Origin of the sequence: Alkalihalobacterium sp. APHAB7 (assembly GCF_048323755.1) — a bacterium.
In the GTDB taxonomy this organism is placed as follows: Bacteria; Bacillota; Bacilli; order Bacillales; family Bacillaceae_F; genus Alkalihalobacterium.
The window spans coordinates 25,322-50,432 of sequence record NZ_JBLWFS010000017.1; the positions used below are offsets into that span (position 1 = coordinate 25,322).

Below are 25,111 nucleotides of genomic sequence, written 5' to 3' on the forward strand. Positions count from 1 at the left end.
TCCGATTTATGTCACATAAACCTGTCCCTACTTTAAAGTAAGTTACATTTTAAATTGGTCTACAATATTTTGTAATTCTTTTGCTAGTTCATTTAGGTGTGTCATAGAAGCTGTAACTTCCTCCATTGAAGCAAGTTGTTCTTCGGACGCAGAAGCTATTGTTTGATAATCTGATGTTAAATCAGCTGTTGATTGAAGAACATTTTCTGATTGATTTAATAGCTGTTTAGAAGCACTTGAAACTTCACTTGATAGTGTAGATACTTGCTGAATTTGTTCTGATAATCCTTGGTTATTTTGAACAATTCCATAGAAGGATGTTCCAGCTTTGTGTATTAAATTTCTTCCTTCATTCACTTCATTGATAACTTTATTCATAGATTGTGCAGATTCACTTGCTCCATCTTGCATTTGGTTGATGATTGAGATGACTTGATTAGCAGCTTGAGCAGATTGTTCAGCAAGTTTTCGAACTTCTTCCGCTACGACTGCAAACCCTTTACCAGCTTCACCAGCTCTTGAAGCTTCTATCGCTGCATTTAAGGCTAATAAGTTGGTCTGGCTAGAAATTCCCGTTATGATATTAATAATGCTACTTACTTCTTGTGCATGTTTATTTAATTGTTCGATATCATTTGAAGATGTCTCGACGACTCGATTTACTTCATTCATCTGTTGAATAGATTGTTCGATCAGGTTTTCTCCTGAAGAAGCTTCGTTAAGTGCATTGGTTGAAAGTTCAATAACTGATGAGAATACATGATCCATTTCACTGACGTTCTGAGACATTTTTTTCAATGAATCAATAGTGTCTAGTGTCATCTGATTGTTGTCATCAGCAGTCACCGCTACTTTTTGTATAGCTTCTGTAATTTGATTGGTTGCAGTTGCTGTTTGCTCAGCACTTGCTGTGACTTGTTCTGAGAAGGACGCTACTTTCTCACTATTCTCTCTCACATTAAATACAATCCCTTTTAAATTTTGGACCATGTGATCAATAGATCTTGATAACGAACTAACCTCATCTTTTCCATTATGGGTAACTGTTTCTACATTTAAATTGCCGTGGCTAAGTTCTGTAGCAACGTCGTTTGATTTTTTAATGAGCAGAATTATTTTTCTAATAAAAATAAAGGTAATTGTCGCTCCTAAAGTTGTAGAAAGAAGAACGATGAAAACGATAATATATTTCAAGGCTTCTAGAGACTCGTAAAATTCTTCAGTATATGCTCCTATTCCAATCATCCAGTCCCAAGGTTCAAAATAAACTAAATACGCTATTTTTTCACGAGCAATATTTTCGTTTGGGTTTAGCCAATCATATTTATAAAAACGATCATTTTCATTTTCAAGTTTTGATGTTTTGACTAAGTTTTGTATTAAATAATCTCCCTGTGCATCTTGAAGGTTTGTTAAGTCAGTACCTTCAAGTCCGTTAGGGTGAATTTGTGCGATATGCTGACTATCATATCCAAAGATATAGCCATCCGTTTTGTATACAAATGGTGATTGCGTATAGTCTCTTATTTTTTCCTCAACGTTTGAAAAAGGGCCACTAATATGCTGTCGAGCTATATTTTGAGCATCTTCCATAGATAAATTTTCTTGATTCACTTGATCATTTAGTAATTGGATAGAGTCTAATGCAGCTTCAGTAATATCATGAAGGTGCAGTTTTCCCCCCTCGATTAGTTCTTGTTTGGCATAAAAGTAACTAGTGATACCGATTGTGCTACTCACTAGCAGTAGGGAAGCTATAACTAATACTAAAAATTTAAACGTAAGCCCTTGTGAAAAATTGGAATTCGAGTTGTGCTTCATCTTGTTGTGCTCCTTTTCTATGTAGGTACGAATTGTAGTGGTTTGCAGTTCCTTTTAACTACAAACTACCTAATCATATATTACTATATTTTTTCTTTGGAAGTTACAAAAAAAATATCAGATGACCTGATAATAAGCTCTGTGTGTGAAGATTTAGTTAATAAAAGGTTTATACCGAGTAAAAAACAAAAAAATGTCAATCTTTTTATTTATGAAAAACGTGTTTTTTCGCAAATTTTCATATTGCTTCAGGGCACCTATCTAAGTATAATTTTCTTGTTTATATAACTTTAATTTATATTGGAATGGGGAGTAGGAAGTGACGACGTTAAGAATTTTATTCGTCTATAATTGGGTACCTGATGAGGAAAGAACAGAGGCATTTCGAGAATGTGCCTCTACTAAAACAGTACAACGGTTAACAACAGTTTTTCAATCTTATCAAATGGAAGTAATTCCTCTTAATCTATTTAGTAAGGAACAATTAGCAGAGGCGATTCAGGTGAATAACCCTGACTTAGCTTTTGTAATTGCAGAAGGTTTTCTAGATGAACCAGAAACCTTGTATGATGGATCAGGTGCTTTAAGTATAAGAGCGGTACTTGAAGGATTAGGTGTACCGTACTCACATTCCGATGTCCAAGCGATGGAAGCTTGCCGTAATAAGGATATTACGTATGAAAAGCTAGGGCAAAAAGAGATTTCCATTCCTCGTTTCTTCGTTTTTAGTGATGTTCAAGAAGATAACGATAATATCGATCGAGTTGAATACGTCGTAGGATATCCAATGTTCCTTAAGCCATGCGGTGGTGGTTGCAGTATTGGGATTGATGAGAGATCAATCGTTAGAAATCGCAGCGACTTATTATTGAAATTACAGCAATTGCGGGAAAAGATTGGTGATCAACCGATCCTTGCTGAAACGTACTTACCGGGCAGAGAATACACGGTTGGTGTGATCGGTAACGGTGTACCGAACGTTCTTCCAGTCATTGCATTTCCTGAAGCGTTTAATGTTCGTAGTCAAGAAGTGAAAATGGTGGAGCATCAGTCCCGCAGTGAATTTGAGATTATTCTTGCTGCGTCACCAGTAGGTGCTAAAATAAAAGATACGGCTATGCAAGTATTTCAAGCACTTGGAGCACGTGATTTAATTCGTCTAGATTTACGAGAAGGTGAAGATGGGCGAGTATATGTTATAGATGTGAATGGAACTCCTTCGTTGTCATTAACAGGGTCACTTGCATTTATGGCCGAAAATAGCCAGGTTGATTACTCAGAGTTTATTGCGTACTTCTTATACGTCACGCTGACAAGGTATGGTTTACCGATAAATGAACAGTTAATTGAAAATGCTATGAGAGTAAATGCGTATTTACAAGGTATTTTTGAAAATCAAATAGCGTAAAGTAGTGCAATATTATGGCTGATCCTCGGATAAGAGCTTAAGCTATTGGAATAAAATATTATATAACGTACAAAATAGAGGTTTAAATCAATGATGATTTAAACCTCTATTTTTATGGTTTAGAAGCATTTGGTTTAATTGAGATTTAAAGTCGACTGCTGCAAAAGGTGGAAGCGGACTCCAGGGGCCCTTATTTGTGTCAATAACAATGTTTTCTAAGGTTTAAGGCACTCAGAGGCCCTTATTGCTTGAAAAAACAGAGGGTTTCACAAGATTTGATGAATATAAGGGCCTCCCAGTGCTCTAATAGTGGTAAAAGTATGAATTTTAATTAAATAAAGGCCTGTGAGTTCCCTAAAAATATAACACTATATAACCGATAAACACGAAAGTACATATTTCCTGTGTTTTTTAGGGACTATAATAATGAAGGTGTTACCTGCAAGTCCGTTTCAAGGTAATGGTTATACATAAGAAGATGTATAGAACTTCTTTTTATTCGAGATTTGCTAAACCTATGTAAAAAATCAAGCTATGTGAGGTGCTCCAAATGAAGAAAAAGAATATGGCTGAAAATAAACCAACATTAACGAATACCCCTGAAAGAGAAGAATATACGATCCGTTCCGATGTGAGTAGCTATGCACCACAAAACTCAAATCCATACTATGCCGGAGATTCAGTAAACGAACATAAAGAACAAGAAGAAGCCAATCAAGGCATAGCAGGAGAAGAAATTAAACAACAAAACGAAAACCTGTAAAAACATCGGTGCCAGGCACCTTTAGTACTGTGCTATGTTAAAGGTGCCTGGCACCGATAGATAGATAGGAGTGGGAGGCGTGTTATTTATCTTCGACTTAATGAAAATAGTTGTAAAGATCAAGAACGTGACATTAGTTCTAGGTACTATTATTTTCATTGTTCTTAGCTCCTTTATTGTTCATTATTTAGAACCTGAGACTTTTCCAACTTTATTTATAGGTTTTTGGTATGTTATGACAACGATAACAACGACAGGATATGGTGATTTTGTTCCGCAAACAGTAGCAGGGAAATGGTTTGCTCTTTTTCTATACCTATTTGGAATAACTTTAATTGGTGTATTTATCGGAAAAATGGTTGAAGGAATCGGCGTGTACCGCAAGCTTAAGGAGGAAGGGAAATTGCGCTTTAAAGGAAGTGGCCATTATGTCATCATTGGTTGGTCTCAAAAAGCCAAAAAAACAATTGATGAACTTCTACTAGCAAAAGAAGATGCAAATATCCTTATTATTGACCTTCATCATGTGACGCCCTATGACAAAGATTACATCCATTTTATCCATGGTGATGCGACGGATCCTGATACACTTGAAAAGGCCAATATTACTAACGCAGATTCTGTATTAATCTTTGCTCCCGATACCATTAATGACCCGCTGTCAATTGATGGAAGATCCCTTTTGATTGCTTCATCAATAGAGCACTTAGCCAGTAAAAAGAAAAAGGACATTTATACCATTGTCGAAATTGTCAGGGAAAATCATATCCCAACATTTAAACATGCCTGTGTAGATGAATTTGTGTTATCTAGTGAGGCTTTTTCTGATTTAATGGCAAAGTCGGCATTGCATAAAGGATCAACGAAAGTATTTATGCAATTGTTAAGCCGCGAATACGGGGATAATGTGTGGGAAATTGAAAAAAAACCAAATTGGAAAACGTACAATGATGCATTTGAATCCTTGAAAAATATAGGTGCTAATTTACTGTCTGAAAGTAATGATTTTAGCATTATTCGCCGCCTTCAAGATGAAGTTCCAGACAACGCCAAACTATATGTTATATGTGATGAACCCACGTATCAAAAAATTAAATTAATGTGATGACCGCAGAGACATTCTCTCATGTAGGAAAATGCTTGATGATAAAAAGAGACCCCTTTCTAAGTCGTTCAAATACATAATGATGCTGTATGTGAAATATGAATGAATATATATTGCATACAACACTCTAAAATGTATTGGACAACAGAAGTAAGGGGTTTTGCAGATGATGCATGTAATACTTAGAAACTTCTTTTTGTTCCTTTCTAAAAATCAACTATTAAATCGCGGTGCCAGAAGATGGGGGTTAAAATTAGGCGCTTCTCAAGTTGTAGCGGGTGAAACAATTTCTAAAGCAATGAAGGCTGTGCGTGAACTAAATGAAAAGGGGTTAGTTTGTACCGTGGATCATTTAGGTGAATTTGTAAAAACGAAAGAGGAGGCTGCTGCATCCACTGATTATTGTATTCGAACGTTAAATGCGATTGCTAAAACGGGTGTAAACTGTAATCTCTCTCTTAAACTAACACAACTCGGCTTAGATGTTGAACCACAATTCTGTTATGAAAATATGAAAACCATTTTATCCTATGCAAAAAAGCATCATATTTTTGTTCGAATTGATATGGAAGATTATTCGCACTGTCAACAAACGATAGATATTCTTGAAGAATTAAGAAAAGAATATGATGGTTTAATAGGAACAGCCATTCAAGCCTATTTGTATCGAGCGTTAGATGATGTGAAGAAATTACAGGGAGTAAATCTTCGACTCGTAAAAGGTGCCTATAGAGAATTACCTGAAGTTGCTTTTCAGAAAAAAGATGAAATTGACTCCAATTATTTAAAGATCATCAAACAGCATTTACGAAGCGGAAGTTATACAGCGGTCGCAACTCATGATCACGAGATTATTCAGAAAGTAAAAGATTTTTGTAACCAAGAGAATATTCCGAAGACCCAGTTTGAATTTCAAATGCTTTTTGGATTTCGAACAGACCTACAAGAACAGATTGCAAAAGAAGGGTATACGATGAGAATTTATGTACCCTACGGGAAAGATTGGTACGGCTATTTTATGAGAAGATTAGCGGAGCGCCCGCAAAATGTTTCATTTGCATTGAGGGGCTTGTTTTCGAAGTAACGTTAGAAAATATTAACTAGTAATATAAGTATCTTTTCTAGTAACTGATTAGAGTTGGGGTTTAAACAATTACTCCGTTTGATGTATCCTAGATGACATTATCAGGAGAAGCCAAAAATGAGGAATGATGAGCGGTAGAGGGAAAAGCCTTGGCTCTTAAAACAAATCAACTAAACTCTTTAGCCGCATAAAAAGAGGAGACAGTTCGTGAAAATCTATACTCCTCTTTTTAATGTTCCAGTCACTTACGCTATCCTTGTTTATTTTTAAACTTTCGAATGCGGTATTGCAAGTTTTGGCGGCTGAGTCCTAATGCTTCGGCCGTTCTAGAAATATTACCATTATGTGCTGATAATGCAGATTTGACGTATTGTTCTTCTATTTTTTCTAAATAGGTTTTTAGGGGTAGACCTACATTCGGTTGAATATCACTTTCTTTTCGTGTTTCGACTTTAACTTGTATCTGCTGTTGTGAAAGAAATCGCTGTTGGAATATCCTAGGTAGATATGTCATTGTAATTTCTTCTTCATCTATCATTAAATTCATTGCAGCTTCAACCATATGTTCTAATTCCCTGACATTTCCTGGCCAATCGTAGTGATATAAATGTTGGAGTGTGTCATTTGCAACCCCTTTAACATTCATCTGGAATTTGTAATTATAAAGGTCAATAAAGTGTTTCATTAACGGTTCGATATCTTCTAATCTTTCGCGCAACGGTGGGATAAATAATGAAACGACACTTAGACGGTAATAGAGATCTTTACGTAAACGGCCTTCTGCAATCGCGTTAATTGGATCTTCATTAATGGTTGAAATAATTCGAACATCAATTTTACGGTCTTTCGTATCACCGACTCTTCGGATGGTTTTCTCTTGAATCGCTCTTAGTAATTTGGCTTGAAGATTAGGGTTTAAAGAATTAATCTCATCAAGTAATAACGTCCCGCCTTGTGCTTGTTCAAATAAACCTGGATGATCCGTTGCACCGGTAAAAGAACCTCGCTTTGTCCCAAACAAAAGCCCCTCAATTAGATTATCAGGCAGTGCAGCACAGTTTTGAGAAATGAAAGGTTGATCTGCACGCTCGCTCCCATTATGAATGCTTTGAGCAAATATTTCCTTTCCTGTACCTGTTTCACCAGTAATCAGAACCGAGGAAGGCGTGCGTGTAACCCTTTTCGCATCTTCAATAACTTCCTTAATCGCTGGACTTGTACCAATAATGCTATCAAAAGAATATCGTGTATTTTGGTTTCGTCTGTTTTGGCGAAACAGTTTCTCCATCTTTGTTACGTCTTTTGCAATTTCAAAAGCACCTTCAAGTCTATCGTTGTAAAGAAAAGGATACGTATGATTAATTGTGATAATTTCCTCGCCTTTATTATTGAAATACTGTTGCTTTACATTTTTAGTTGTTTGATTTTTTTCTAAAGCTTGAAGTAGTGTACTCGTCTGTTCATTCGGGAATTGAAAAACGTCTCGAATGTTTTTGCCAGTCACATCTTGAGCATTCATCGACTCAATAGCTGACATTTTATGATTATATAAAATTGTTTCCCCATTTTTATTGACGACATGAATACCAACATCTAATTCTTGAATGACAGTGGTCAGTATTTTTATTAACTTATCATGATCGATGTTAGAACTATTCTGCTCCATAATTCACCATCCTCTCATCCTATGTAAAAGTATAGAAGATTCATTATTTACAAGCAAATATTTTTTGCATGAAAAACAATTTAACGGAATGATGTGCAAAAAAAATGTTTTATACGATTTGAAAAAGGAAAACTAGCTCTATTAAGCGACTCTAAGTACTTTAAAGTTGGCACAACTTTTGCAATAAGTAAAAGTAGAAAAGATCAAGGACTGGAGGAATTGAAAATGACTAGAACAACTGAAATTATTGAAAAGACGGAGAAATATGGTGCCAAAAATTATCATCCGCTTCCGATTGTCATCGCCAAAGGTGAGGGTGTGTGGGTTGAAGACCCTGAAGGAACTCGCTTCATGGATATGTTAAGTGCGTACTCTGCATTAAACCAAGGGCATCGCCACCCGAAAATTATACAAGCATTAAAAGACCAAGCAGACCGAATTACGCTTACGTCACGTGCTTTTCACAATGATAAATTAGGCGATTTTTATGAAAAAGTAACTGCACTAACACGAAAAGACATGGTTTTACCGATGAATACAGGTGCAGAGGCGGTAGAAACAGCTGTAAAAGCGGCAAGACGTTGGGCATACGATGTCAAAGGTGTGGAAGACAATCAAGCGGAAATTATCGTTTGTGAAGAAAATTTTCATGGCCGTACGATGACCGCAGTATCGATGTCTTCTAGTGAGGAATATAAACGAGGTTTTGGCCCAATGCTTCCTGGAATAAAAGTAGTCCCTTACGGTGATTTAGAGGCCTTAAAAAATGCCATTTCAAAGAATACAGCGGCATTTATTGTTGAACCAATTCAAGGTGAAGCAGGGATTAATATTCCACCTGAAGGATTTTTATTAAAAGCTTATGAACTTTGTAAACAAAAAAACGTATTATTTATCGCTGATGAAATACAAACAGGGTTAGGAAGAACGGGCAAATGGTTTGCGTGTGACTGGGAGAAGGTTGACCCAGACATGTTTATATTAGGAAAGGCGCTGGGTGGTGGAGTTATGCCGATTTCGGCTGTTGCGGGTGATGAGAACGTACTAGGAGTATTCAATCCAGGTTCACACGGTTCAACATTTGGTGGAAATCCACTTGCATGTGCTACTGCAGTTGCATCTTTAGAAGTACTTGAAGAAGAAAACTTAGTTGAAAAGTCAGCAAATTTAGGTGCATATCTACTAAGTGAACTAAAAAAAATTGACCATCCTCATATTCATGAGGTGAGAGGAAGGGGATTATTTATTGGAATTGAATTAACGGTCCCTGCCAGACCTTATTGTGAAAAACTCAAAGAACTAGGACTGCTTTGCAAGGAAACCCATGAAAATGTCATCCGTTTCGCACCACCACTTGTGATTACTCAAGAAGAATTAGATTGGGCACTTGAGCGGGTCCGCGCTGTTTTTAAAGCATCATAAACAAAATAAAATTAGATAATGAAAAGCCGGCTAAAGGAAAAGTACTTTTGGAGTGGTAATGGTTAAATGTTTAATCATACTTCAAATCCTGACTTCAGCCGGCTTTTTGACTTCCTAATTTATAAAAGGGAAGTTAAGGTTGCTTTATAAGTAGGTGCAAAACATACATAACCTAATTAAATCTTTGTAAAATAAAGAATAATATTGCAAAATAGAATTTATATACATAAATTTATACTCCAATAACGAAAGGGTGGTACGGATGATTAAGCTCATAAAAAATGGAACGGTGTATAGTCCTGAGTTTCAAGGAAAAAAAGATATTTTAATTGTGGATCGCCGAATAGGAGCAATGGATGACCACATCAATGTAGAAGGGCTTCCTAATGTAGAGGTACTGGACGCAGAAGGAAAACTTGTTGTTCCAGGGTTTATTGATAACCATGTTCATATTATGGGAGGAGGCGGCGAAGGAAGTTATCGGACACGAACGCCGGAGCTTCAACTCTCAGATGCGATAAGAGGTGGAATTACGACTTTAGTGGGTGTCATTGGGACAGACGGAACAACACGAACGATGGCAAGTCTTGTGGCCAAAGCAAAAGGTTTAAAAGAAGAAGGGGTGTCCTGTTTTATTCAGACAGGCTCTTACCAAGTCCCTGTTAAAACATTAACTGGCAGTGTTGAAGATGACATTATTTTAATAGAAGAAATCATCGGTGCTGGAGAAATTGCAATCGCTGATCACCGCTCTTCGCAACCTACATATGAGGAGTTAGCTAAGATAGCTTCTCAAGCGCGAGTCGCAGGAATGCTGTCTGGGAAAGCAGGAATTGTAAATGTCCATATTGGTGATAGCACTTCAAGGCTTTCTTTAATTGAAGAAGTTGTAGAAAAGACAGATATTCCAATCCGACAGTTTTTACCGACTCACATTAACCGGAATCGGAAGTTATTTGAGGCGGGAATTAACTATGCTAAAAACGGCGGGTATGTCGATTTCACAACGTCGAGTATTGAGAAAAAAGTGACGAAAGGTCAAGTGAAATGCAGTGAAGGTCTAAAAGAAATGCTGGATGCTGGAGTGCCGCTTGAACATATTACTTTTACTTCTGACGGACAAGCTAGTTTACCAGAGTTTGATGAAAACGGAGTGTTTATCGGATTACAAGTCGGTAGAGTGACGTCATTATACAAAGAGGTCAAAGATGCAATTATTGACGAAAAAATAGAGGTGGAAAAAGCGATAAAGGTCATCACTTCGAATCCTGCTGATATATTAAAGTTTACTACGAAGGGTTATATTGAAGCAGGAAGGGATGCCGATCTCGTTTTCCTCGATCAAGAAACGTATGACATAGAGTCCGTTATTGCTTTAGGGCAAAAGATGATGTGGGAAGGCGATGTCCTTGTGAAAGGGACATTTGAATAAGTCTCAAGTAATAAGAACCGGTAATTTAAATCTTGTTAGTACAGACAAAACGGAGTGCACTGGCACTCCGTTTCGTTTGTAGTTTCGTAGTGGGTGATTTAGTTTCTACCATGACTATTGCCATTGTTTTTAAGAAGAACTTTAAGTCCTTGCCCCATGTCAGATGCTAATACATAGTTTCTGTCTACAAATACGCCCCAAACGTTTGAACCTTCTGGTGTGTAGCGAGCAATTTCTACAGGGTTACTAGGATCGGTAATATCAACGGCTAGAACACCACCTGAATAGTAAGATAAGTATAAAGTGTTTCCGTGAACTTTTGGATCATGGACAGTCTTAGCAAACGAAACAACAGGAGCAGAAAAATCATACGTTAAGTCTGTTTTAAATTCACTTAGTAATACTGGATTTGTCTTATCTTTAATATCAAAAATGCGTGTATAACCGTAGGCGCTTTCGTATCTTGCACCGTGTGGATTAGCGATTTCACGAGTTTCAATCAGAACAGTTCCACCTTTAGCAAGTGCTGCAGAGTGAGCTGCACCTTTTTGGTTGTCTGCATATTCTGTTCGTCCAAGGTAAACTGGATTTTCTGGATCTTTAATATTGAAAATCACTGTCCCTAAATCCCACATCGACACATAAGCATGTTGTGCGTTATTGTCGGTAATTACACTATGATTAAATACAGGGCGTGTTTTCCCGTCTGGAGATGCCCAGTGGTAACCGTTGAAATCTTCTGCGACTTCATCTAGCTCTCTTGGATCCCATTGCCATAATAATTCAGGTTCTGCTGGGTTAGTTACATCAATAATTTGAAAGTCTTTCTGTTCTCCGTGAGTGTAATAGTCTGCATATGGATTTGAAGCTAGGACAAGAGCACGATTTCCTTGCGTTGTTAAGTAGAGCTCATGTGTCCCTGTAATTATTCGATCTAATTCATAAAAGCCTAAGCGCTCTGGGTTATAAGGGTCCGTTACATCATAAAGTAACACACCGCCGACACTGTTTGGTCTGTTAGCATTATTTCTAGAGGTTTGCTGTAAACTTACTGCTGCTAAGTCGCCTTTAAAATGTGGAGTATTAACAGATTTAACAATTACTTTTTCTTGCCAAGTATTTGGAATCTCATCTGCAAAAACTGCGACTTCAACTGGATTTGAAGGGTCTTTTAGGTCAAAGACTCTTACGCCACCGTTCGCGCCATTTGCCGTATGGGTGCCAGTATAAGCAAAGCCTTTATGGGCATAGACATCCGCCATATTATTTTGAACTCCATTTTTTACTTCAATTTGTACGGCAGCAGCTTCTCTTAGGAACGAGAGGTTTTTCTCTCCTGTCATGGAATGGGTTAAAGTTTGAATTGCATCATGATCAAATACATAAGCTTCTTTTGAAACGCCTTCTTCCAGCGCATCATGTGCAAATACAACAGGAGAAAATGCTGAGAATGCGAGGACTCCTGCCAGTGTAGTATTAATAAATAATTTCTTTTTGTTCAAACGAACGACCTCCAATTATTTGAATTTTATTACATTTCAGATTATATCTATATTTTATCTTGTTCACTATATTTAACGTTCTTGGTATTTCGACAGTCGAAATTTTATAGTAGATTAGTAGCGGGACGTGGTTATTTAAAGAGGTTTGTTCAATATATTGAATTTATATAAATGCGATAAAAGTATTGTGAGAAAATCTACTTTTTCTCGTGAAAGTTAGTTCAATTATCATGTTAAAAAAAGTAAGTACTATCAATTTAGTGTAAAAGTAGGGTTTTTATAAGATTTTATAAAAAAAGTGAAAAATCAGCTCTATATATAACATTTTTTGAAGGATTTAACTGCAATATATTGCCGCTTTTGAAACGGTTTTTCTAGTTACGAGATCAAAAATTCGGTACAATAAGAGGAGTAGAAGACGGAGAAGCAAGGGGATTAAATATGAGTGATTACAACTCAAAAAAAAATGAATTTAAAGTTGCGTTCAGTAACTTACAGGAAGTCGTTGATAAAATTAGTGAACTGCTTCATTGTCCTGTGACACTTGAAGATGAGACCCATCGGTTAATAACGTACAGTAAACACGATATTCATACAGATCCAGCAAGGCTAGAAACGATCATTAGTCGTCAAGTCCCCTTTAAAGTAACACAACGGTTGTGGAAGCAAGGAATCATTCAGAAATTAAATGAGAGTAATCAACCTTTACGAATAAAAGCAATTGAAGATATCGGCTTAGGAAATCGAGTCGCCATCTCTATTCGACAAAAAGACGATGTTTTAGGATATATTTGGGTTATAGAGATGGAAAATACGATCGATGAAGCTGGGTTTGACCTGCTAACGGTGGCAGCCGAAACTTTGCGAGTGTTTTTAATTAAACATCGCTTACAACAACGGAAGGAAACAGAGGGACAGCAACGTTTCTTTTGGAGGTTACTAAATAACAGTTACCCAAAAAGAGAGGACATTATCGAAGGATTTAATAAACTGCAAGTAGATATCCCAGACCGCTTTGCTATTGCCAGCTTCCGATTTTCAACTAGGATTACTTCTAGACAAGAACAGCAATTTATTACGTATCTCCATGCCAATCAGGATTTGGAATTGGTATTTTATTATATTGACCAATATGATTTTACACTTTTCCTCTCACCTAAACATCGACAGATTACGTTACAAAAGCTACCTATTATAATAGAAGATATTGTTACTTCTTTTAGTGGAAAAGAAAAAGGCCCCATTCAAGTAATAGGTGGGTGCAGTCAGTTATATACAAAAATAGAGCGAATCGATAAAGCCTACCGTGAAGCACTTACTGTCATAGATTTGAAAGAAACATATGCAGGTGAGTTAACATCGACTTATGGTTATTGGGAATTGGGTGTTTTTAAATACCTGGATATTATGATTGAGAGAAAAGCAGAAGACAGTATTGATTGTTTTCCGATTTCGTTCTTAACTGAGTATGATGAAAAAAATCAAACGAATTTATTGGAAACATTAGAAGTGTTTTTGAATATGGATGGGAATGTAAATGAAGCGTCTAAAGAACTGCATGTACACCCCAATACGTTAAACTATCGAATGAAAAGAATTGTGGAGTTAACAGGAATAAAACTGAAAGATCCTAAATTAAAGCTGGATTTATACTTAGAGTTTAAAATAAGAAGGTGGATGGGCAAGTAACTTTGTAAAAATACACAAAGACACTTGCTCTTTTTTTAGGAGTTTAACAAAGCCGGAAATCTTTATAATCTATATACTGTAATTAAAGTAATTAGTTTATAGGAGGCATGTCCAATGATTATCGGCGTTCCTACAGAGATCAAAAATAATGAAAACCGCGTTGCACTTACGCCAGCAGGTGTTGTGGCCCTAACTAACGCAGGTCATCAAGTATTAATTCAAGACCAAGCGGGAGTTGGCAGCGGATTTACAAACGAAGATTATACAGCAGCAGGCGCGCAAATTATTGCTTCTGCCAAAGAGGTCTGGAACCAAGCTGAAATGGTTATGAAAGTGAAGGAACCCCTTCCATCAGAGTACGAATACTTCCGTAAAGGATTAATTTTATTCACATACTTGCATTTAGCTGCAGAACCAAGTCTAGCTCAAGCATTAGTTGAAAAAGAAGTTACAGCTATTGCTTACGAAACAGTTGAAGTGAACCGTACTCTTCCATTACTGACTCCAATGAGTGAAGTAGCGGGACGTATGGCTGCGCAAATTGGTGCTCAATTCCTTGAAAAACCTAAAGGTGGAAAAGGGATTTTACTATCAGGTATTCCTGGTGTGAAAAGAGGAAAAGTTACCATCATTGGCGGCGGTGTTGTTGGTACAAATGCTGCGAAAATTGCAATCGGTTTAGGTGCAGAAGTAACAATGATCGACTTAAGCCCTGAGCGTTTACGTCAACTAGATGATATTTTTGGAAACTCTATTCAAACATTAATTTCGAATCCATTAAATATAGCTGAAGCAGTAAAAGAAAGTGATCTCGTTATTGGAGCTGTTCTTATTCCAGGAGCTAAGGCACCAAAGCTTGTCACTGAAGAAATGATCCAATCGATGACAACAGGTTCGGTTGTTGTTGATGTTGCGATCGACCAAGGTGGTATTATCGAAACGGTTGACCAAATTACAACTCACGATAATCCAACGTATGTTAAGCATGGTGTTGTTCATTATGCAGTTGCTAATATGCCAGGTGCTGTTCCGCGTACATCTACGATCGGATTAACGAATGTTACAGTTCCTTATGCATTACAAATTGCTAATAAAGGTGTACAAAAAGCGATCACTGATAACACAGCATTAAAATTAGGTGTTAATGCTGCAAATGGTGCAATCACATATGAAGCAGTAGCTAAAGCTTTAGATATGTCGTATGTATCAGTAGAACAAGCAATAACTGGAGTTACTGCATAATTCAAACGTTTTCCCCAAAAATGTTTAATTATATATAGAAAAAGAGGAAAAGCCATATTGGTTTTTCCTCTTTTTATTTTAGCGCTGTTAAATCAACGGAGATCAACAGTATAATTTAACAGCGTTATTATAAAACGGTCCAATAGTAACAAAGTTTATGACATCAGCCTTTTACAATATTAAGCTTATGTAATTTACAAATCTAAAGCAATATTCATGTTAAATTAATATGCTCTTAATATATATTTGTTATCTTTTACTAATATACACTGAGCATTAAACATGTTTGAAAAGAATGTAAATGAACACTCCGGGAGGCACCGATGAAAGATTACAAAATATTTTTCTTTCATTTAGATAGTTTGATAGTAACAAATCATGTAACATTTCCATACACAAACGAAGTCATCCACTTATTGAAGAAACAAAGTAAAAAAGTATATTTTTTAACGAACCAACTAGACCGCGTCACATCCATAAAAAAACAATTGGAATCATTCGGTTTAAAAGTGGCTCTAAATCAAATCATTACTCCGATGCACGCTATACAAGATTACTTTAGTGATAGAATTAAAATGGTCAGTTTGTTTATTGTAGGTTCCGATATCATAAAAGAAGAAATGCGTAAAAAAGGAAGTCATATTTTAGCTTCTTCGACCGAGAAAACAAAGGGAGAGGTTTATGTTATTCTTTCGTTGACAAATACTTTAGAAATAGAAGAATTACAAGATGCGTTTTCTCTTTTACAACGAGGAGCGAAGCTGATTATGTTAAATCCTAATTTAAATGGCCCTATCCTAAATGAAATTTTATTAGAATCAGGGTCAATAGGAAGAGTCTTTACGAGTGAGCAACCGATTAGTAGATTGAACATAAATGTAATGGGGAAACGATCGATTTGGATGCAACAAGTGTTATTAAAGTTGCTTCATCATCAATACGGTCAAGCTGTAATGGTTAGTCATTCATTTACTAGTCATGTGGCGATAGGTCAAGCTCTAGGAATCGATACAGTTTTACTCACAGGTGACCAAACGCAAGAAGAAGTATTAAACGTAAAGCAAAAACCAACCTATACGTTTTCAAGCTTGGAAGAATTTTATGACGAACTAAAAGGTAAGGAATTGGTAGAGGATCAATAAATTTTGAAGTTTGAAAGAGGAATAAAGTGGTTATTTACGAATAGCTATAACAAATATAAGACAGATGTACAAGATAAAGTTTACTAGTGGCTGCAGTATTAATGAAAGAAGGGGTAAGAATGAAAAAGGTACAAACGGAAGTTTTTGCACACCGGGGATTGTCTGGTCTTTATCCTGAAAACACGATGGTTGCTTTCAAAGCAGCGGCAAAGTTGCCTATTGATGGGATTGAATTAGATGTACAATTAACGAAAGATAATGTGCCTGTCATTATTCATGATGTGACGTTGGAGCGAACAACAGAAGGACAAGGGATGGTACGTGATCATACACTAGAACAATTGATGACATACAGTGCTGGAGCTTGGTACAGTGAACAATTTCGTCAGGAGAAAATTCCAACTTTAGAGGAAGTATTAATCTGGGCAAAGAATTATGCTTTCAAGCTTAATTTAGAGTTAAAGTGTCCATCTTGGGAACGGAAAGAAATGTGGGGAGCTGTTAAGAGTTTAATCCATCGCCATGGTATGAGTGATCGCATTCTGATTTCTTCTTTTGATCATGTGTTAATTGCCAGTATAGAAAAAGAGGAAACACCAGTAGAGACGGCGGTTATTGTTGTTGCTGGATTGTTCCAACCGCTGTCTTATATCCAATCAACAGGTACAAGAGGATTTCATTACTTTTTTCCAATGATGCTAGATGGTGAGATAAAGCCCCTGATGGAAGCAGGCATTTCAGTGAGGTCTTATACGATTAATGATAAACAAATGATGAAACAAGCCTTTCAAAGTCGAGTGACTGGAATATTTACAGACTATCCACATGTTGCTCTTCAAATTAGAGAAGAAATACAATAATCACGAGGGCTAAACCATACTTTGATATTGGTTTAGCCTTTATAATTTTAATGTTCTATTGATACAAGGTGAGGACGGTTAGTGTTGATATAAACCAGGTCGACTTTTTTATCAATTAACTTATCAAAGTTACTGGCTGTTCCGTATGGTATTTGTAGAACTTTATGCTCTTCTCCAATAAGTACCTCAATTGAGATGTTATCAACAATTCCTACGACAGTAGCCGAGCTCTTTTTGATGTTATTTTTTTGGATCATCAGCTTTTGATCAATTAGGATAATATCACTTTTGAGTCCATTATCACGCTTAATGGCTTCTACAGATATATTAAAGCGTTGCGCGATGCCCCATAATGTGTCGCCAGCTACTGCTTTGTAAACGGCAGTTGTTGTATAAGATTCTCGTGAATGATTGGATTTAGGGTGGCTGTTGTTGTTTTCATTAGTGTTTTTTGCTGCTATTGGTATAACGAGCAGTTGATCAACTCTAATAAGGTCAGATGTTAAATGGTTTGCTAATTTAATGTCTTTAATTGAAACTTGATACCTTTTAGCAATTGAAAAAAGATTGTCCCCTCGTTTCACTTTATAATTTATATTTTCAATGGATACTTTTAGCTTCGAGTTTTCAATTTGAGAGGGAATATCAGTGTCGTTATGACTCGAGTCTATTGGCAGGTATAAAAGTTGTCCCGTTCGAAGTAAATCTGACGTAAGATCATTTGCTGACATAATGTCTTGAACGGTAACCCGATGCTTCTTAGCGAGTGAATAGAGAGTATCACCATATTGCACTTTATATTCAGCGCTGCATGCGAGCGCTTTTCCTGTGGCGCTATTAAGGTTGATCAAAGCACTTGTTACGAGAGCTCCTGCTAAAGCATAACGTATGACTTTACCTCTTCTAACTTTACATGTTTTTTTCTTCTCGTCTAAAATTCTTTGCTGTCGAGTTTTAGTAATCACTATGTAATCAGACAATGTAAATCTCTCCTCATAACCAAAACTATGTGTCAAATTCCGCAATTTTTCATTAGCCTTGTATATTATTCGACAATTTTTCATATTTGGGAATATGCTTTTGCGAAAAGGGTAGAAAAGTAATGTCATAAATCTTTCAGAGCAGGGAATAGGAAGGAGTTCCTGAATACACAATGGGGGATATTCTACTGTAAATATAAAATTGGCTTTATGTCTAAAGACACATTTGTCAATAAGTAAAATTTGGAATGTTGTAGAAGTTATACTTTTTTCACCTATTTTTTCGAGTACAATACAAAAAAACTCCTCGTAATGGGAGCCCGTTTTGGTCTATTCCCATAGAGGAGTTTTTTATTAATGAAGAGCTTTTCTTAATATAAATTATTTATAGTTTAACAGATTACTGCGTTTAAACGTGCACCGGGCTCAGGCGCCAAATCTCACTAGCATATTCCGATATTGTCCGGTCACTAGAAAATTTACCGGAGTGAGCGATATTCGTAATACTTTTCTTTAACCAATTGTTTGGATCGCGGTAATTTTGATCGACCATTTCTTGAGCTTCAATATAGCTGTCAAAGTCTTTTAATACAAAAAACTCATCATTGTTAGATAAAATATTATAGTAGATATCTTTAAACTCATATTCATCCTTATTAAAGAAGCCGTTAACTAGTTGATCAAGAATGGTCCGGATCCGATGGTCTGAGTTATAAATATGTCTTGCATTATATCCGCCAAACTGATAATAGTTTAAGACTTCTTGTGCAGTTAAGCCGAAAATAAAGATATTCTCGTCACCGACCATCTCTTTAATTTCTACGTTGGCACCATCTAATGTCCCGAGCGTTAAGGCGCCATTCATCATTAATTTCATATTACCTGTGCCAGAAGCTTCTTTACTTGCTGTCGAAATCTGTTGGCTAACGTCTGCGGCAGGAATGATTTTTTCGGCGAGAGATACACTGTAATTCTCGAGAAAGACGACCATTAATTTATTGTTTACGAGTGGATCGTTATTAATCAAGTTCGCTGCTGTGACAATAAGGTTAATGACTTCTTTTGCAAAATAATAGCTAGGTGCTGCTTTGGCACCAAAGATAAATGTACGCGGTGTAATATCAAGGTTTGGGTTGTCGCGAAGCACATTATATAAGTGAATAATATGGAAAATATTCATCAGTTGGCGCTTGTAACCATGAAGTCGTTTAATTTGGACATCAAATATAGAATGTTCGTCGACAGTAATATCGCACCGGTCTTTAATTAATTTTGCTAGTTTCCTTTTATTATCTTGTTTAACGTTTCTCACTTTCTCCTGAAATGCTGGATCAGAAGCATATTTTAATAAACTAATAAGTTCTTTCGGCTGGTTAATCCATCTTTTTCCGATTGTATCTGTAATGAGATCAGCTAACTTCGGATTCGCATTCATTAACCAACGTCTATGAGTAATTCCATTGGTCTTATTGTTAAATTTACTAGTATAAACGGTGTAGAAATCTTTCATTTCCTTTTCTTTTAAAATATCGGTATGAATTTTAGCAACACCGTTTACGCTATAACTTCCAACAATTGCTAGATGCGCCATATGTACTTGGTCATAAGCGATGATGGCCATTTGTGGAATTTTTTCACGCAGTTCAGGGAAATCAAACCATAGCATCTGACAAAACCGTTCATTGATTTCTTCGATAATCATATAAATACGCGGAATGAGTTGCTGCACTAAAGAAACGGGCCATTTTTCCAGTGCTTCACTTAACGTCGTATGGTTCGTATAAGCTACTGTTTCTGTAGTGATCTTCCAAGCTTCATCCCAACCGAAGCCTTCTTCATCCATTAATATTCTCATTAATTCAGGAATAACTAAGCTTGGATGGGTATCATTAATTTGCATTGTAATTTTGTCGGGTAGTTTTCTTAAGTCATTATTATACTTTTCTTTAAACATTTTAATGATGCTTTGGACTCCCGCTGAAACGAGAAAATATTGTTGCTTTAGACGAAGTAGTTTCCCTTCAAAGTAGGAATCATCAGGGTATAGAAACTCGGAAATGGTTTCGATAGAACGTTTATATTCTAGGTATTTGTAATAGTCGTTTCGATTAGAAGAATGGAAGTTAAAGTCGTTTGTAGTAGATTCAGCACTCCAAAGGCGTAATGTATTAACCGTATGATTATCATAGCCGGCAATAGGTACATCATAAGGAACAGCCATAACGGTTTCATAATCAGTATGGTGGAACATTAAATGCCCATCGATAACTTCAGAATGGACATTACCTCCGAAACGAACCCCAATCGCTTTGTCAGATCGACGGACTTCCCACACGTAGTCTTCTTCTAACCAATAGTCAGGAAGTTCCACTTGATGACCATCAATTAGTTTTTGTTGGAATAATCCATACTTATAACGAATCCCGCAGCCATGACCAGGGAGTTCTAATGACGCGAGAGAATCTAAAAAACAAGCAGCGAGCCGGCCTAGTCCACCGTTACCAAGACCTGCATCATGCTCTTGTTCAAAAATTTCTTCGGGATCGATTCCAAGTTCTAATAATGCATCTTGCACAGTTGTTAGTGTGCCTGTATTCAATAGATTACTTTCCAATAATCGACCTAGTAAAAATTCCATAGAAAAATAATAAACTTGTTTTTCTTCATTTTTTAAGTAACGTTTATTCGTTTCAACCCAGCTTTTATTCATTTTCTCTTTTACAAGCGTTCCAATCGTTTGATAGATTTCAATTGGTGAGGCCTCTTCTGCACCTTTACCGAACTTTCTTTCTAGACTTTCAATTAAAGCAACCTTAAATGACTCTTTACTTGAAAACATAATCCCCACTCCTTAAACCTCTAAGGTTTTTATATACAAATCTGTATAACGTTTGGCCGAGTGTTCCCATGAGTAATTGGATTGATAAACATTCTCTAAGATCTTGGACCAGTGTTCTTTATCTTTATAAAAACGAAGGGCCCGTTTGATCGTATATAACATGTCATGTGCATTGTAATTGGTAAAACTAAAGCCATTGCCACTATATGAAAATTCATCATAAGGCTCGATCGTGTCCTTAAGGCCGCCTGTTTCTCTAACAATCGGTACACTTTCATATCGTAAGGCGATAAGTTGGCCGATTCCACAAGGTTCAAAGCGAGAAGGCATTAAAAATAAATCAGAAGCTGCATACATTTTTCTAGCTAACGGTTCACTAAATGTCACACTTGTTGAGACTTTATCTGGAAAACGAAGAGCCGCATCTTTGAACGCATACTCAAATTCGGCATCACCAGTACCTAAAATAACGAGTTGAATATCTAACGAAAGTAATTCCTCTAATACATGGCGAATAAGTGGAAACCCTTTTTGCTCGACAAATCGACTAACGATAGCAATCATAGGGACATCTTCCACTTTAGGAAGCCCTAATTCTTCTTGAAGGAGGCGTTTATTTACCATTTTCTCGATCGGTGAATGACTATAATTTTTGTGAATATAAGGATCTGTTTCAGGGTTATATTCTTCGTAATCGACTCCATTCACAATTCCGTGTAAATCATCTTTCCGATGAATGAGCATTCCTTCTAAATTCTCCCCGAAGTATGGATATTGGATTTCTTTAGAATACGTTTCACTTACTGTCGTTAGTACGTCTGAGTGAAAAAGGGCCGCTTTCATGAAGTTAATACACCCGTTGTATTCTAAACCAAAATAATGTTCATCTGTAAAGTTAAGAAGATCATGAAAAATGGTTGCAGGATAAATTCCCTGGTACATCAGATTATGAATCGTAAAAACTGTTTTTAATTCACGATAAAACGGTTGGTATGTATACATCGTTTTAAGGTAGGCAGGAATTAACCCAGTCTGCCAATCATGGCAATGTAAAACGTCTGGTTTTTCATCTAAATAAGGTAGGGAGTCTATAACGGCATGATTAAAGAAGGCGAAACGTTCGCCATCATCATAATGTCCGTACAATCCTTTTCTATTAAAGTAGTATTCATTATCGATAAAGTAATACGTGATGCCGTTATGAACGAATTGAAGCAGCCCGCAATACTGTTTTCTCCATCCGACATGAACCGTTAATGTTTTAATAAGTGTCATTTGGTCTCTATATTCGTCCGGAATGTCACTGTAATTGGGTAACATAATGGATACATTAACACCAGTTTTTTTTAAGGAGGAAGGTAGAGAGCCAATCACATCGGCTAATCCACCTGTCTTAATAAATGGTGTACATTCTGATGCAATGAAGAGTACGTTCAATTTTTCCATCTCCTTATGATGATGTTTAATAAGTCCGGTTCGCCTATTAAACGTAGTTATATGAAGTTTTTTCTCTAATTGGCTCTTTCTAAAAGAATGTTGTTCTTAGCTATTGAACCGTAACCAAGCGAAAGCTTGGTTCTTCACGCCTTAGCGTTCAAAAAACGGTCCAATAGCAATAAGTTTATGAAAACAGCCTTCTAATAATATATAAGAGGATGTTCAAAAAGTCCGGGAAAAATATCTGGCGAATTTCTTCGTTGGTTTGCTGCTGCGTTCCTCACGTATTAATAGCATACGCTGCGGTACTCGCAACTGCACCGCCTCAAACTTCTTGGATCTTTTTGTCCTCCTTTTTGAACACACACTATAAGGTGTAGTATAATTTTAATTATGAATTATGGATGCTTTGGTTAGATGACTTTACGCTTTGCCACAACATAGGGTTGTTCGCTGCAACCGACAAGTGTTCGCTCAGGTGATAACACCACATCTTTATCTAGTATGACATTCTCAAGTCTGCCGTGTTCTTTAATATCACAACGCTGCATAACGATTGAGTTTTTAATAACTGTTCCTTTTTCTACATGAACTCCCCGGAATAGGATGCTATTTTCAACCGTTCCTTCGATCACGCAACCATTTGCGATTAACGAGTTTTTAACAGAAGAACCTTTTAAGTATTTGGCAGGAGGTTCATCTTTTACTTTTGTATAAATAAGGTTCTCATTAAAGAATAAGTTTCTATACACTTTAGGGTCAAGCAAAGACATACTATGTTTATAGTAACTTTCAAGCGAATTAATTACCGCTAAGTAGCCATGGTAAGAGTATCCCATAACTTTCAGTTGATCTAAGTTTTGAATAATGCCATCTTTAAAAAAGTTATCCATTCGCCTTGCGATACAATGGTCAACAATATCCATGAGCAATTTCTTGTGAATAATTATCATATCTAAAGAAACAAAATGGTTGAAATGGTCGTTAGTGATCGCAGTAATTCTTCCGGTTTCATCCATTTCTACTTTATGACATTGCTTATGTTCCTCTTCAAGATTTGGTACAGGTTTATAGATCACTGTTACATCGGCACCTGTTTCTAAATGATATTTAAATGCATGGTTATAATCAATATTACATACATTTTGACTGCCTGTAATTAATACATATTGAGAAATTCCTCTGTCAAAGAAATCACGATTATTATGAAAGTGCTGAAGATCTCCTTGAGATATGTCAGAAGGATCATTCCAATCAGGCGGGAGAATAAACAAGCCTCCACGCTTCCGGTCTAAGTCCCAAGCGGCGCCTGTACCAAGGTGATCCATCAGCGAGCGATATTTTCTTCTTGTAAAGACAGCCGTATCACTGATTTTAGCATTGGTCATGTTAGATAAGACAAAATCAATCAGTCGGTATCTTCCCCCAAAAGGAACCGCAGCTCCGCAACGAAAATAGGTTAACTCATTTAATAAATCCAATTCACTATCTAAGTTAATAACACCCATCATAGTATCCATTTCATATTCCCCTCTCTACTAAGACCCTCTCCTAAGATCTTTTATCCATTTACAACTGCAATATCTGAAAGAACGGTGTCTTTATCTATTACTACAATATCTTTTGGCGTACTTGGCTTAATGACAACATTATCTGGAATAATTGTTCCGTCATTTATAATCGCTCTTTCTATTGTTACATTCTTACCAACCGTCACATTTGGCATAATGACAGAGTCTTTAATTTGACTGTTTTCTTGAATTTCTACTCCATAAAAAAGTATAGAACGATAGACATTGCCATAAATTAAGCAGCCTTCGTTAATCATAGAACACTCAATAGATGCTGTAGGAGCAATATATTGAGGAGGTTGGTTAGGATTAACAGAGTAGATTTTCCAATTCGGATCACTTAACTGCAAAGAAGGAGAATCTCTCAATAAATCCATGTTGGCTTCCCAGAAACTTTTAACAGTACCGACATCTTTCCAATAGCCTCTAAACGGGAAGGCAACCATGTTTTTACCATCTTCGAGCATCTTTGGAATGATATCTTTTCCAAAATCGTTGCTCGAATAAGGGGAAGTTGAATCTTCTAATAGATAAGATTTTAGAACCTTCCAATTGAAGATATAAATTCCCATAGAGGCCAAGTTGTTTTTTGGATTTTCGGGTTTTTCTTGAAATTCATTAATGACATAGTTGTCACCTGTATTCATAATTCCAAAACGGCTTGCTTCATCCCAAGGAACTTCAATAACCGATATAGTAGCGTCTGCATTGTTCTTTTTATGGAAGTCTAGCATAGCAGCATAGTTCATTTTATAAATGTGATCACCCGAGATGATCAGTACATATTCAGGGTCGTATTGTTCAATAAAATTAATATTTTGATAGATAGCATCTGCTGTTCCTTTATACCAAGAGCCGCCTGTTTTTTCGATGAAAGGTGGCAGAGCACTTAATCCGCCGTTGCGGCGATCTAAATCCCACGGGCTTCCAATTCCAAGATGGGTATTTAATACCAATGGCTCATATTGAGTAAGAACACCAACCGTATCTATTCCCGAATTTGTGCAATTACTAAGTGTAAAATCGATAATTCGATATTTTCCACCGAAGTATACAGCTGGTTTAGCAATTTTTTTTGTCAGAAGACCTAATCTTTTGCCTTCACCACCTGCTAATAACATCCCCACACATTCTTTCTTTTGTTTCAT

At 36.5% G+C, this 25,111-nt stretch carries 18 protein-coding genes; 10 read left to right on the forward strand and 8 right to left on the reverse strand.

Annotated elements, in window-relative coordinates; all coding sequences use genetic code 11:
• Positions 1-42 precede the first annotated feature (42 nt).
• Positions 43-1,821: a methyl-accepting chemotaxis protein gene (locus ACNSTQ_RS15635; RefSeq protein ID WP_418200753.1), complete on the reverse strand. Its 1,779-nt coding sequence runs from the start codon at positions 1,819-1,821 to the stop codon at positions 43-45.
• A gap of 319 nt (positions 1,822-2,140) precedes the next feature.
• Here ACNSTQ_RS15635 and ACNSTQ_RS15640 point away from each other — a divergent pair, with 319 nt between their 5' ends.
• The 4 genes from ACNSTQ_RS15640 to ACNSTQ_RS15655 all read left to right on the forward strand — a co-directional run bounded on the left by ACNSTQ_RS15640 (position 2,141) and on the right by ACNSTQ_RS15655 (position 6,181).
• Positions 2,141-3,229, forward strand: coding sequence for a D-alanine--D-alanine ligase family protein (locus ACNSTQ_RS15640; protein ID WP_418200754.1), 1,089 nt, complete (start codon positions 2,141-2,143; stop codon positions 3,227-3,229).
• A 550-nt stretch (positions 3,230-3,779) separates the two neighbouring features.
• Positions 3,780-3,992 carry a hypothetical protein gene (locus ACNSTQ_RS15645; RefSeq protein WP_418200755.1) on the forward strand — a complete coding sequence of 71 codons (213 nt, stop codon included), beginning with the start codon at positions 3,780-3,782 and terminating at the stop codon, positions 3,990-3,992.
• A 79-nt stretch (positions 3,993-4,071) separates the two neighbouring features.
• A complete protein-coding gene (locus ACNSTQ_RS15650) occupies positions 4,072-5,097 on the forward strand; it encodes a potassium channel family protein (RefSeq protein ID WP_418200756.1) in 1,026 nt (341 codons plus the stop codon).
• A gap of 166 nt (positions 5,098-5,263) precedes the next feature.
• The gene (locus ACNSTQ_RS15655; RefSeq protein WP_418200757.1) at positions 5,264-6,181 is read left to right on the forward strand and encodes a proline dehydrogenase family protein; all 918 of its coding nucleotides are present in this window, start codon (positions 5,264-5,266) and stop codon (positions 6,179-6,181) included.
• 250 nt (positions 6,182-6,431) lie between these two features.
• Here ACNSTQ_RS15655 and ACNSTQ_RS15660 read toward each other — a convergent pair whose 3' ends face one another.
• On the reverse strand, positions 6,432-7,847 hold the full coding sequence (locus ACNSTQ_RS15660; RefSeq protein WP_418200758.1) for a sigma-54 interaction domain-containing protein: 1,416 nt from the start codon (positions 7,845-7,847) through the stop codon (positions 6,432-6,434).
• A 225-nt stretch (positions 7,848-8,072) separates the two neighbouring features.
• Here ACNSTQ_RS15660 and ACNSTQ_RS15665 point away from each other — a divergent pair, with 225 nt between their 5' ends.
• A complete protein-coding gene (locus ACNSTQ_RS15665) occupies positions 8,073-9,269 on the forward strand; it encodes an ornithine--oxo-acid transaminase (protein WP_418200759.1) in 1,197 nt (398 codons plus the stop codon).
• A 262-nt stretch (positions 9,270-9,531) separates the two neighbouring features.
• The gene (gene iadA, locus ACNSTQ_RS15670) at positions 9,532-10,701 is read left to right on the forward strand and encodes a beta-aspartyl-peptidase (RefSeq protein WP_418200760.1); all 1,170 of its coding nucleotides are present in this window, start codon (positions 9,532-9,534) and stop codon (positions 10,699-10,701) included.
• Positions 10,702-10,799: 98 nt separating this feature from the next.
• Here the strand turns inward: iadA and ACNSTQ_RS15675 are convergent, their stop codons facing one another.
• Complete coding sequence (locus tag ACNSTQ_RS15675) at positions 10,800-12,203, reverse strand: LVIVD repeat-containing protein (protein ID WP_418200761.1); 1,404 nt, start codon at positions 12,201-12,203, stop codon at positions 10,800-10,802.
• Positions 12,204-12,644: 441 nt separating this feature from the next.
• Between ACNSTQ_RS15675 and ACNSTQ_RS15680 the strand changes: the two genes are divergently transcribed.
• From ACNSTQ_RS15680 to ACNSTQ_RS15695, 4 genes are all read left to right on the forward strand, one after another.
• Entirely contained in the window at positions 12,645-13,892 is a 1,248-nt protein-coding gene (locus tag ACNSTQ_RS15680) for a PucR family transcriptional regulator (RefSeq protein ID WP_418200762.1), read from the forward strand.
• A 114-nt stretch (positions 13,893-14,006) separates the two neighbouring features.
• Positions 14,007-15,134 (forward strand): alanine dehydrogenase, encoded by a 1,128-nt coding sequence (gene ald, locus ACNSTQ_RS15685; RefSeq protein ID WP_418200763.1) that lies wholly within the window; start codon positions 14,007-14,009, stop codon positions 15,132-15,134.
• 323 nt (positions 15,135-15,457) lie between these two features.
• Positions 15,458-16,276 (forward strand): HAD hydrolase-like protein, encoded by an 819-nt coding sequence (locus ACNSTQ_RS15690; RefSeq protein ID WP_418200764.1) that lies wholly within the window; start codon positions 15,458-15,460, stop codon positions 16,274-16,276.
• Positions 16,277-16,395: 119 nt separating this feature from the next.
• Positions 16,396-17,136 (forward strand): glycerophosphodiester phosphodiesterase family protein, encoded by a 741-nt coding sequence (locus ACNSTQ_RS15695; RefSeq protein WP_418200765.1) that lies wholly within the window; start codon positions 16,396-16,398, stop codon positions 17,134-17,136.
• 47 nt (positions 17,137-17,183) lie between these two features.
• Here the strand turns inward: ACNSTQ_RS15695 and ACNSTQ_RS15700 are convergent, their stop codons facing one another.
• The 5 genes from ACNSTQ_RS15700 to ACNSTQ_RS15720 all read right to left on the reverse strand — a co-directional run bounded on the left by ACNSTQ_RS15700 (position 17,184) and on the right by ACNSTQ_RS15720 (position 25,111).
• Positions 17,184-18,116 (reverse strand): LysM peptidoglycan-binding domain-containing protein, encoded by a 933-nt coding sequence (locus tag ACNSTQ_RS15700; RefSeq protein WP_418200766.1) that lies wholly within the window; start codon positions 18,114-18,116, stop codon positions 17,184-17,186.
• Between the two features lie 409 nt (positions 18,117-18,525).
• Positions 18,526-20,955, reverse strand: coding sequence for a glycogen/starch/alpha-glucan phosphorylase (locus ACNSTQ_RS15705; RefSeq protein WP_418200767.1), 2,430 nt, complete (start codon positions 20,953-20,955; stop codon positions 18,526-18,528).
• A gap of 12 nt (positions 20,956-20,967) precedes the next feature.
• Complete coding sequence (gene glgA / locus ACNSTQ_RS15710; protein WP_418200768.1) at positions 20,968-22,392, reverse strand: glycogen synthase GlgA; 1,425 nt, start codon at positions 22,390-22,392, stop codon at positions 20,968-20,970.
• A 413-nt stretch (positions 22,393-22,805) separates the two neighbouring features.
• Positions 22,806-23,912 carry a glucose-1-phosphate adenylyltransferase subunit GlgD gene (glgD, locus tag ACNSTQ_RS15715; protein WP_418200769.1) on the reverse strand — a complete coding sequence of 369 codons (1,107 nt, stop codon included), beginning with the start codon at positions 23,910-23,912 and terminating at the stop codon, positions 22,806-22,808.
• Positions 23,913-23,953: 41 nt separating this feature from the next.
• A complete protein-coding gene (locus ACNSTQ_RS15720) occupies positions 23,954-25,111 on the reverse strand; it encodes a glucose-1-phosphate adenylyltransferase (protein ID WP_418200770.1) in 1,158 nt (385 codons plus the stop codon).